Genomic DNA, 11155 nt, shown 5'->3' with positions numbered 1-11155 from the left:
CGTTCAAATACGCCAGCATCCCGCCACTCCTGAAATCGGCGATGAGCAGAGCTTGACGAGCATATACCGGTGGCATTCAGCGCATTCCACTGGCAACCCGTCCTGAGTACGAAGAAGATGGCGTTCATTGCAGCGCGATTATCAACCCGCTTGCGGTGCGTACCCAGAGGATGGTGAGTTTTATGCTCCGGGATGAGAGGAGCCATTTTCTCCCAGAGTTCATCACTGATTTGCCACTTGTTGCCTGCCATACGTTGCCCTCAGAAATTATCGTTATTCATTATATTATACGATAATTCCTTTTGGGATAGGCTCTAAATCCTTCTTGAAGTTAGAAATTAATTCAGCTAGAGAATCGGCAAGCTTTAAAGCGACCTTGTAGTCATAATCTATGAGAATTACCTGTCCGAAACTACCTTCCTCTGTTGGACTTAAATCAACGCAAATTAAACAAGATGAACAGTCATCCGCAATTGGGATTCTACTTTTGCCGAAGGTATACTCTTTATCTATACCTTTATCGGTATAACTGAGTACGTTTCCATCACCATCATGGCTATAGTTTTCTACAAGGCTTGAGGTCTGTCCGATAGAGAGTAAAGCGACGCCATAAGCAAAATTTGCTTGCTTCTCGGGGTCCTGCCCTTTAGATGTTTTGTACAGTTCAACTAAATCTTGTGGTAGCTCTCTACCCACATTACAGCGAAGCAAATTTATTTCTTCTTCCGACGCTGGCTCTAAGAACGCATCAGCAACTAGTGGTGCTTTATTAAGTATTTCTTTTCTTACTTGCTCGAACATTAATTTTCCCTCGTTTTCATTGTAATCTTCGGGTTTGAAAGAATAAGCTTCAAAATCGAAGCGATGGTATTAATCTATTTCTTCTGCACTGCTCCAACTCAAATACCAGAAGTCTTAGTTAGAATGAGTACTAGTTATGCGGAACATAGGAAACTCGTATTACCCCTATTAATTAGAGGTAATGCGAAATGCGGTTAACTTGAGCGAGTATGAGCAAAGAAAGAGCCGTTTCCTAACTTCTAAATTTCTCTGTTTCATGGGCATATTTGGGTCGGAGAGTTTTGACTGCTCATCACCGTGTTGCGCGCATTAGTGTAAAACTGGTAGATTAGAATTTTAATAAAATAAATGTTACATCTCTAGATTTTGAACGAATAACCCTTCACGATTCTTATACTTGTTAACGGCTCTTATATCAGTAGAAACGTAATCACCACCTTTATTATCAACTTGTCTAATCTCGTATCCTCCGCAATGAACAGAAATATTCGCTTCTATTGAATGCTCATTTTTTGTTTCACCATTTACTTTCTTTGCTGACGAAACCCATTGGAAGCAAAACCTATCTTGATTATCTAAATATTCCGTAAGAGCAACTGATGTCCCTTTATCCACTTCGAAATAATCAATTGATAATATCTTGGATATGCCAGGATATTGGTAAGATGGGTTCTCTACTGTTGGTTCACTTAGTTCGGTTTGATTAGCACAGCCAGCAATAACTGATAATGTCGATGCCATAAGTAGTATTTTCTTCATTTTTGTTCCTTGTAGATGATAAAATTAGCCCCACGATCTATTAACGCTTTCGATAGTGGGGTTGTGTATGTTTATCTAATTGTTTACGTTTTGAAGGTCACGATAATCAACAGACTCATCAGCACTTGAGATGCTTGCTGCCTCACCGAACATTGCTATGTAAGCACTTGGGAAAGTCAAAGCGGCCCCTGCTATACCACAGATTAGAACGAATTTTCCTACGCCCTTACTTTGTGGTGAGCTTTCTCGGCTATTCCATGCCCAGGTTGCAAGGCTAATGACAATCATTGCAATACCAATCCATAAGCCTATGGTATATGTAGCACTACCACCTGCAGCTGAAATTGCATCCACGTTTTTTGCAGCTTGCTCTAGCTTTGTTTCATTGGCTGCCATCGTAGTTACAGAGGTTAGTGCTAGAGCGATACCCAGGGCACCGGACCATTTCGTTAGTTTATTCATAGTTACTCCGTGCTATCTCCTTCATCGAAGATATAAGTTGTGTTAGAAGAGAGGTTTGCCCGACCAGATGAGTCGAGTGTTATTGGGTCCACTGTGTCACTAAAGGTAAATACCTCACCCACTAGATCTAAACCACCGTGGAAAGTTAATAATGCGCCAGCTATTGAGAAGGATATTGGCCATAGAACAGAAACATCATTATCCGCTTTGTTTGCTTTGTACCAACCGATGAAACCAAACACGACAAGACCGAGGCCAAGTACTGCTCTCAAATTCCAGAGAACTGCAATCCAAAGTCGAACATGTTTAATTACATTTATTCCGCCATCTGCAATGGTGGAGTTATGCGTTTCTGAAGCGAATGAACTACTGGATAATGTGTAAACAAACATCCAATACCACTTTTTCATCGAAGCGCTCCAATACAGTAAGTATCTGAACAGATTGTTCCGTCAGCCGAGATTTCTCTAACAGTTCCAATGAAGTCGTAGTATTTTCCTTTTTCTACGGAAATAGTTCTTTCGCCAGAGGTCTTGGTAAGATTTACGACTAGCGCACTGTTTAGGTCCTGCGACTTAGTGATCATTGCGTAGTCAGGAAGAAGAATTCGCCCATCCTTGTATGTTACTCCCGTACTTGGAACTACCATTTTTGGCGCTTCTATTGGCTGTACTACAGTCGAGCTAGATGCTATTGCCATCGTTGGCTGTACTACTTTGCTATTTACTTCTGTATTTTTACCAATATGTTGGGTGGTAGTCTTAGCAACCTGTACTGCCGTTGGCTTTGTAATCGATTCTTTAGCAGGTTTTACAACTTTCTTTTTAGACTGCTGAGAGCGTCGAAGGTTGGCTAGTTCAGTCGGCGTGTACTCCTGGCGTTCTTTATCAATAAAGTATTTGCTGCCAATAAGTAAAACTCCGTCTTCTCCCTCACCTTTAATGTTGGTGACTTTATGGTTGCCAATTTTTGATTTGAACGGCTCACTTTTGTAAAGAGTGATGTAATGTGGAGAGTTATCGGATCTATCTGGTGCACGTACAGCAAAAACCCCCTCAGCAATCTCATCCACAACGTTGAATTCTTTTAAGCGTTTACGCTCACTACTTCGCGCTGCTTTCGTATGTCCGTTTGAAAGGCTATTGTTTAATTTAGCAAACTCGCCTTCAAATGAATTTACATCGCTTTCCAATTTATCCAATCTATTGGTTAAACTAACGTTAAAAGTTTCTTGAGCAGAATTAAATTGATGATATGGCTTCAATCTCATTGTAATTGAGTCATCAATTTGTTGCTGTAAGGTCGAACTGATCGTCTGTGTAATATTCTGTGACGCAGCTTTCGAGGTTGACTTCACAATCTCACTTTTTTGCTTACCAAATTCATCCTTTACTTTGCTAGGAATGTCTATTTTAGTAATGATTGATTGAGCGATTTCTTGTCTTTGTAATTCAGTGATAGCACCAAACTCTTCAGACTTAGTAATCACATCTATTTCAGTCTTAATGAGTTCAGGCAATGATTGCCTGAGAGCGGTGATCTCACGCTCAAGATTTCTCTCTAGCTTTTGTATTTCTTCTACTTTGGAAGGGCCTCCAAAATCTGGTATCAAACCCATTTTATGTGCAGCTAAACTAGCACCACCAACAAGCAAAGTAGCTCCTACGACATAAACGAGTAACTTTACTTTTGGCTTTGCTGAGCTGCTTTGGCTTTTATTCGCTTTGCCAGCATTTGCGTCTTGAGCTTCGTTATCGCTCATGATGATCGCTCCTTGTTTTTAATTGAATAATGTATTATATAAAAGATCTAAATTAATTCCATAAACGAGTTTTGTTGTCACTCGGGATTGATACATTTTGCCCAATATTCGATTTGCGAATTTCAGAGCTTAGGTCAGTTTCTTCGGAATTAACTTCTGTTAGTCTATTTTGCTCCGCCATCATCTTGAGAAGATCGCTCTGATTCGGAGTTTGAATTTCATCCGTTTCTTGTACTTGATTCTCAAACAATAAGTACATAGTTTGACCTTTCGGTATCTCTACCTGAACAGGTCTTCTCGCATTATCGTATAGGATAGGTAAAAAGCCTTGTGCAGCTTTGGCGATACTATAAACAATTCTGTCTCTCGTATTATCAATCGCACCTGTCGAAGTTGTTGTTTCCCCATTTGATGTTGTCACTGTCGTATCAATGAGTGAATCCAAAAAACCTGTCATAAACAAACCAGCAAACATGCCACCAAACCTCTGGATGTAATGGTGGTCTACTTCACCTTCTATAAGCGCCTTTTCAGTTTCAGCAGATAATACCCAAGCTTTTACAGGGATTTGTTTCCCATCTCTAATAACAGACGTTACAGTTAAGGCAACACCTGGAGCTTGTTCTATAAGCTCCATTTCACCGAACGCAATACTACCTTCTGCTTTTCCGGTTAATAAACGAATTCTGATTGGGCCAGGAATGTCTGAGTCGATAGGCAAGGTGGTACGGGCATAAACCAACTCACCTGCATCAAATACTATAGACTCTTGGTCTACTTCAACTGGTGGCTGTCTATATTTTTCATTAGAGGTTTCTTTTTCATTGTCCGTATACCCAACTGTGTTTTCTTTCTTATAATAATTAGGATGAATCCCCATTTGAGTCTGACCTCCATCAGAACGATACAATGCTGAGGCCACTTCTTGTTCTGCATCACTCGGGTCAAAAACGAACTGTGATGTTTTACTATAAATGTCAGCCTTCTTACTATAAGTGATTTTGTACTTTTCGCCTGTATCTGGTGCGTAAGGGAGACCTGAAAATAATGCTTGTGCACCTTCTGATATCTTTTTTTGTCGCTCAGCTTCTAATTGTATCAACCGCTGTCGCTCAGCATCGGCTTTGTCGTTTCGATTCTTTATTTCTTGAGCCTTTAAACTCATTTTAGTCGTTGCTAGTTCGTTTCGGAGATCTTCTAGCTGGCTTGAAGTTTCTATATCTTGTTTAGGCAACGGTAATTTTACGTCTCTACCTGCACTATTCTCTTCTGTATCTGAATTTGTCTTTTTAGACTCAGCATCTTTGCCAGACTTAACTTCTTGCCCCAGGGGATCAACCTCCTGCGACTTAGGCTTGTCAACTTCGGTTTTTGTATCTGGTCCCGTTGCTGATTCTTGTACGCGAGTTTTACTGATATGGCTCTCGCCATTAGTAGCAGCCTGTTTACGCGCGTTCTTCTCCCTTTCTTCGGTTTCTTTAGCGATAGGTGAATTTTCAGGAACACTGATTGTCCCATCAGTTGAGTTCTTAATCACATCGTCAGTTTTAACGACAGGTCTACCCGCTGTTTTATCACCTTTGCCCGAAAGGTCTTCTGTAACTTGATTGGAAGCCATATAGATTGCGTATCCAATCCCTCCGGCGGCTACTACAAACAAACCTACAACGATTGCTATTTTTTTTAATTTCATCGGTGAGAAGCCTTATAGTTCACTTGTATCCACAAACGCTTTTACTTTCTGTCGACCATCGCTAAACCAATAGAATGAACGGGGGTAAAGCTTGTAAAGGTTGTAATCACCGACACTTCCCTCTCTTACCAAAGAGCTACCTTTGCTTCTTAAAATGGCTGTTGTTCTGATATAAACAAATTCATTATATAAATAGGCTTGGCCATTGATTCCTTGCAATTTAGTTTCTTTGGCACCAGGCACACCTGTTGTCGTACCTGAAAGAAAAGAAAAGAATTCTGGACCAGCTTTATCAAGATCTACACTTGAAGTAGAACGGTATTGTATTGGCTTGGCGTTCGGGCCAATTAGTGGAATGATCACTTGTCTTCGAGAATTGTAGTAATCTGTTTTTTCAGAACTAATCATGAAAGGAATAGTTGTATCTAAACCCTTCAGCTGAAACCAGCCCGAATGAGTTACTCCAGGTAAACGAGCTTCCAAGCTATATGCGTTACCGGGTGTTTTTCCAGCCTCGAAGGCTCCCTGAGCTCCTAGCTTAACATATACAATAGGCCAAGGAGCTCCTGTCTGGTCGAAAAATGAAATAGACCCAGGGAAGCCAGGGTACACCTGCAAAATTAACTCCTGAGGTAGTGAAGGATCGAATTTAATCGTATCAATTAGACTTTCCGGGGGCCTTACTAAAAGTTTATTTTCTGCAATTAGCCTCTGCCTTTCTATTTTACGCATCCTTTCAATAAAAGCAGGGTCGGAGTTCATTTTCTCACTTTTAATGATGTCATTCTTTTTATTCTCAGCCCTCAGTATCTCAAGTCTGTCTCTATTTTGGTAATTACTCTGGAGTTTCGAGTATTCTAGATCTGTTATGTACGTCTGAATTGCATTTTGTTCATACACCTCAAGTTCACGCATGTTAATCAATATATTTTCTATACTTCCATATTTCTTTAACAATGCATCCGCAATTGCAGCATGACTAACTTGGTTAGTTTGATTAGCTTGAGAAAACGCCGACAATGACAACACCACCGCACTTACTGTTAAGCGGAAATAGGCTTTCAGAGAGGAGATGTTTCTTGAGTGCATTGGTAATCCTTGAAGTTTAACAAGCGTAAATATATTTCATTTGTGTATTAAAAACAACCCTACTCAGACAAACCTAACGATTGTAGTGTTTTCTCTACAATATCACTGACTTCTTCGTCGCCGAGAGGCTCTGATTGGAGTTCTTCTTTAGGATATTCCAATATGTCCTTGACTTGATTGATCGCCGCCTCTGTGGCTCTTTCAGCATTAGGCTCATCTAAACCAGCTAACAAATTTATATCTATAGTAGTACCAGAGATAGTGCCTTTATTGTTCTCCTGAGCGCTTTCAAGAAATGGATCTGATAGGTTAGATGAAACATATCTACTGTTATAAGCGATATCCAACTCGCCGTATGCATCATTGTCAAAATTAGCAAGGTCTACTTCGGAGGTCTCTTCGTTCGTACCTAAATCTTGAGTGGATAAATATGCTGGTGGCGAAACAACTTCTTCGCTAGTACTGTGCTCAAAGGGACCTTCGGCATAGAAGTTGTTGTACTGCATAATTGAATCAAAATCGTGTTCTTCTTCTGGCCAATCCTCATCACTATAGGTGTTTTCAAAGTCATTAAAATCGAGCTCATCATTAAAGGCTGAAACTTCTTCATTATAAGCCTCCATAGAGCCCATAATCTGTACTTCAGCATCTGTTTGTGCAAGACCAACAAGCTCTTCATCGAATACATCTACTGATGATTCTTCAGGTCGTATTTCTTCGACTTCTTCAATGGCGCTCTCCGTTATCAACGTTGCGTCTTCTTTAATTATCCCTAAACCAATAGCCATCATCATTTGTTTAGAGATGTTTTCAGTGAGGTTTAATGCTCTTACTTCAGTTAGATTATTTTTTAGCTCTAAGAACTCCAACATTTCGACATTGCTATCGATATAATCGTTGGCCTGTTGAACATATTCATTGGATTTTACTAACTGCTGCCTCTTAGCCGTTTCTACCTCATCGTCAGAAGGCTCAAGCACCTGAGCAAAATAGTTCAAACGAGAAGTTTCTACATCTGGGAAGTCGAGTTTTAATGCTCGGAATGGGTATACATCACCACCAAAAATGTATAAGCCTTCTCCAGGTTCAGCACTAGCAAGCATCTTAGCGTTTACAGTATCTTTTTCTTCTACTCGGACATCATCGTTATCATGGACCGCCCCAGCCAAATTATTCTCTATTCTATCCTGACGGGAACCAAATACCTTGCCAGTTCGACCAAGCGCCAACTGTAACGATTCACCATGGTCTTCATTTTTAAGAATGAATTTATTGTTTAAGTTGCCCATTAGTGCTTCATATTCATCCCGGCCGCAAACCTTCTGGAACATTCCGGCTGTCTGAGCTCCAAAAAGAACGTGAAAACCATATGAACGAACCAAGGCAACAATCATGTAAAAACCTTTAACCGCATACATTCCGTACTCATCAAAGAAAAGTCGTACAGGATATCTAGCACTGGAAGGTCTATTGTCTACTGTAGTAATTCGAGAACCTTGTAGCTTATAGCCAGCAGCTCTCATTAAAATAGGCCGTAATCCCTGCAATAGAAGCCTACCCAATGCTGCAACGGAATCTGGGTTTTTGGCAATGGAAGGAAGCAGAACTAATAATACTCGCCCCCCTAAGCATACATCCGTCATATTTACTTCCGAAAGTTTTGTCACGAATATATGCCCCATGGTTTCACTCAAGTCAGCCATGGTTTCACTAATCATCATCACACAATATGTGTGCTGTTCATCTGCTTTACTATTAAGATCAAGGTTGTCTATCTGTTCCTCAGTCATATCAAATATGGCATCACTAATAGAAGGCAAGGTTTTTAAATACTGCTGGAGTGGTTGTCGGTACTTTAAAGGCACATCTTTTCGCGCTGCCTTTTTGAGCATAGTTTTAATGACAAGAAAGTTTCGAACCACTTCGATGTTTAAATCTAAGCCTTCCACATCCCTTTCGTAAGCAAGATACTGATATGCTCCCCCAATCATAGTAGAACTACGACCTTCCCAAAAAGAGCTATCCCCTCCATCCGTTTCACGCCCTAACCCCATGGTTATAGTCTTCATCTGGTCAGGGGTTCCCGCATTTAGAATATTCATGTTATTCGAAATGCGATCGTCGTCGTGCATGTTAGTAGTATCTAAGGAGTCCATGGGAGTCAGAAAATTGAGAACCAACAAATCGTGGAGTCTATCTAATCGTTTCAAGATAGCGAAAATTGTCCAAAACAATTTTATATCCGCCTTACCATCAACTATGACTGCTGATGTTCCTCCTGGCTGGAGAAGTGCTTGAAATAGCAATGTCAGTATAAGTACAGTTTTACCCGAGCCCGTACTGCCCATGACGAGTGTATGTCTTGTTTCCATATCCGGGTTGGATACGAGTAACCTACGTAGAAAAAATTCAAACCCGAATATTAATGTACCGTTTCCTCTTTTACGCTGGGGAATAAGATGGCCAGCTTTAACTGCGTCTTTTAACGACTCCTTTTTTGAAATAAACTGCTCCCACTCCGGCGCGTCAAAAGGATATTCATGCTTCTCTCTTGAGTTTGTAAGCTTCAGACAAATTGCAAATGCAAAAATAAAGTCCCCATTTTGAGGGAACATAAACAAAGCAATCCCGCATGCAGCAATTAATAAAGGAAATGACACATTTACTGCTGACTGTATTCGCATCCACATAGTGCGAGAATCACGATGAAAGAGCTCTGGGTTATTCAGTTCAGGGTTTGTGTTTAGAACCGACTGCTTCTTAAAACTGGCCATACTAATCAACTTCCTTGTACTGCTTCATTAACTCAGGAATATCCTCATAAGGGTCATTGAAGACTTTCTCATCCTTTTCTATATCGACACCTAGTGACTTTAGAATCTGTTTTGCCTCATTCTCTCGGCCATCAGCCTTTTTCTCTATCTCGCTGAGATCAAATAATCTACTAAATTCATCCTCATCCATGTTCAGGAGGTCTTCTCCTTTCTTACCTGCTGTTAATATTCTCTCTGCATTAATGTGAAGGTCTTGCACTGCTCCTAGGACACTTGGAATTGTCATTCGAAATCCGGCTTTTCTTTCCATAAGAAAATGCGAGCGAGTACCACTTGCTTCTAAGAAAGGTGTTTCTCTGCCGATAGACTGCAATACCATTCCTAAATTTCGGTCATGCTTAGTTACCCAAGTAAACTCGTTTCCTGCAATACGGTTTACATCTTTAAAGAGAAGCATCAACGCCCAGATTACAGTAGTAGAATAAGCATGCTTCTTTGTTACCATTGCATAGAGGATTTCTTCGAATGTACGGGTTGTCTTTCCATCCATTTTTTCCTTAAGCTGTGTAAGAACCTTTCTTTCAATACCGTTAAATAAAAGTATTGTGTCTTCGATACTGCCAGCGTAAGGGACGCCATCATTCAATAAAGTTGTTGGACGAAAGCCACCTATTATCGCTCCTCCTCTCTTAAACTTATCCGCTTCATTACCCTGTTTATCTACATATTCAATTGGAATGGTTTTCCCATTATCATCAAACAACCGTGCTAGTTTATCTTCCGAATGTAGTTGTTGCGGTAAAGGACAGAGGAGAAGCCTCTCTAAGCTGATAGTCGCTGTTCGAGAGCAAAACTCTATTGTTGAGTCTTTCGGGTTCTCGCAGTAATAGAAGTAACAAATAGGCCTAAAATTGCTAACAAACCCCGTTTCTTTTTGCATTTCTTTGTCACGTTCTATTTCATCTAATGTGACACCCAAAGGAGGATTTGCTGTGAGCATTTCGTAAGGAGATACACCCATAGCGTATCGGTTTTCATAGTCAGAGCGATTTTCGAAATTGTAATCATGTGAATAGTCACAAGGGTTTTCACCCTCTAAACGTTCTTTATATTTAGGAAACATCCAGCCAATGGAATATCCCATCAATTTATCGTAGAAGTTGGGCGGTACTATACGTTTTAAATGAGGATGAACCTTGGAAGCAGCCCGTATCATTGATTCAACGTTGTGTTCTTTTCTGGTTTTAGAGCGTATTGAATATTCTTTACAACCTAAGTAGATCAGAGCTAAAGCGAAGGGCCATTTAAGTATATTTCCGAAAATAGAGTCGTAAGCTCCAATATACTCGGGTGTAATCATCGTATAATGCAATTCTAATATTTGATATAGCCCCTCCTTAAACCCCCATCCTTGAAATCCTGTTAGCCAAGAGGTAGTTACAACCACGAGGTTCTCAAAAGCAAAAAATGTAAACATCTGAGCTATCTTTAGCATTCTCCACACAAAAGCAAGTATGTGGAAAAAGTGCGCGTAAACCCCGTAACCCATACCTATTGCTAATGCTAGAGCTAGGGCGACTGAAGCATTCAACTCTGATTCTTTTTCTGGCGTACGCTGACTCATAACTTAGGAATCCTTAAAAATTATGTTTGTGTCATCAATACGTCGCTCTTTAAGAATCATTTTTAGAGAATCATACTTTCCTTTGGTCAATGGAATGGGTAACACAAGCCGTGCCCTTAGACCTTTTCGATGAAGTATAAAGTTTACGGTTATGACGAAGTAGTAATAGAGGAAGACAACACATCCGAAAG

The 11155-nt window shown here is 40.3% G+C and carries 10 protein-coding genes; all 10 read right to left on the bottom strand.

Translation table 11 applies throughout. The features are described from left to right. The coding region (locus R8N47_RS22640; RefSeq protein ID WP_206937370.1) for a transposase at positions 1 to 251 on the bottom strand (251 nt) is incomplete at its 3' end. A gap of 34 nt (positions 252 to 285) precedes the next feature. After that, positions 286 to 801 (bottom strand): SMI1/KNR4 family protein, encoded by a 516-nt coding sequence (locus tag R8N47_RS22635; RefSeq protein ID WP_203347280.1) that lies wholly within the window; start codon positions 799 to 801, stop codon positions 286 to 288. Positions 802 to 1152: 351 nt separating this feature from the next. Then, the gene (locus R8N47_RS22630; protein WP_025767067.1) at positions 1153 to 1560 is read right to left on the bottom strand and encodes a hypothetical protein; all 408 of its coding nucleotides are present in this window, start codon (positions 1558 to 1560) and stop codon (positions 1153 to 1155) included. 75 nt (positions 1561 to 1635) lie between these two features. Next, positions 1636 to 2022 (bottom strand): hypothetical protein, encoded by a 387-nt coding sequence (locus R8N47_RS22625; RefSeq protein ID WP_025634012.1) that lies wholly within the window; start codon positions 2020 to 2022, stop codon positions 1636 to 1638. A 2-nt stretch (positions 2023 to 2024) separates the two neighbouring features. Continuing rightward, on the bottom strand, positions 2025 to 2432 hold the full coding sequence (locus R8N47_RS22620) for a hypothetical protein (protein WP_025634011.1): 408 nt from the start codon (positions 2430 to 2432) through the stop codon (positions 2025 to 2027). Continuing rightward, the gene (locus tag R8N47_RS22615) at positions 2429 to 3784 is read right to left on the bottom strand and encodes a hypothetical protein (RefSeq protein WP_025767068.1); all 1356 of its coding nucleotides are present in this window, start codon (positions 3782 to 3784) and stop codon (positions 2429 to 2431) included. The genes R8N47_RS22620 and R8N47_RS22615 overlap by 4 nt, the downstream gene beginning before the upstream one ends. A gap of 52 nt (positions 3785 to 3836) precedes the next feature. After that, positions 3837 to 5477, bottom strand: a complete 1641-nt coding sequence (locus R8N47_RS22610; protein WP_203347292.1) for a DotG/IcmE/VirB10 family protein — start codon at positions 5475 to 5477, stop codon at positions 3837 to 3839. A 12-nt stretch (positions 5478 to 5489) separates the two neighbouring features. Then, complete coding sequence (locus R8N47_RS22605; protein ID WP_025634007.1) at positions 5490 to 6566, bottom strand: DotH/IcmK family type IV secretion protein; 1077 nt, start codon at positions 6564 to 6566, stop codon at positions 5490 to 5492. A 59-nt stretch (positions 6567 to 6625) separates the two neighbouring features. Continuing rightward, on the bottom strand, positions 6626 to 9340 hold the full coding sequence (locus R8N47_RS22600; protein ID WP_025634006.1) for a type IV secretion system DNA-binding domain-containing protein: 2715 nt from the start codon (positions 9338 to 9340) through the stop codon (positions 6626 to 6628). Position 9341: 1 nt separating this feature from the next. After that, a complete protein-coding gene (locus R8N47_RS22595) occupies positions 9342 to 10964 on the bottom strand; it encodes a hypothetical protein (RefSeq protein WP_025634005.1) in 1623 nt (540 codons plus the stop codon). Between the last annotated feature and the right edge of the window lie 191 nt (positions 10965 to 11155).

The organism is Vibrio sp. 2132-1 (assembly GCF_033344315.1).
The sequence above is the reverse complement of the archived record's forward strand: the minus strand, read 5'-3'. Positions and strand labels throughout refer to the sequence as shown.

Coding starts and splice junctions, on each gene's coding strand:
- R8N47_RS22615 (WP_025767068.1), bottom strand. CDS start 3,784: ATGAGCGATAACGAAGCTCAAGACGCAAATGCTGGCAAAGCGAATAAA.
- R8N47_RS22605 (WP_025634007.1), bottom strand. CDS start 6,566: ATGCACTCAAGAAACATCTCCTCTCTGAAAGCCTATTTCCGCTTAACA.
- R8N47_RS22620 (WP_025634011.1), bottom strand. CDS start 2,432: ATGAAAAAGTGGTATTGGATGTTTGTTTACACATTATCCAGTAGTTCA.
- R8N47_RS22635 (WP_203347280.1), bottom strand. CDS start 801: ATGTTCGAGCAAGTAAGAAAAGAAATACTTAATAAAGCACCACTAGTT.
- R8N47_RS22630 (WP_025767067.1), bottom strand. CDS start 1,560: ATGAAGAAAATACTACTTATGGCATCGACATTATCAGTTATTGCTGGC.
- R8N47_RS22600 (WP_025634006.1), bottom strand. CDS start 9,340: ATGGCCAGTTTTAAGAAGCAGTCGGTTCTAAACACAAACCCTGAACTG.
- R8N47_RS22610 (WP_203347292.1), bottom strand. CDS start 5,477: ATGAAATTAAAAAAAATAGCAATCGTTGTAGGTTTGTTTGTAGTAGCC.
- R8N47_RS22625 (WP_025634012.1), bottom strand. CDS start 2,022: ATGAATAAACTAACGAAATGGTCCGGTGCCCTGGGTATCGCTCTAGCA.
- R8N47_RS22595 (WP_025634005.1), bottom strand. CDS start 10,964: ATGAGTCAGCGTACGCCAGAAAAAGAATCAGAGTTGAATGCTTCAGTC.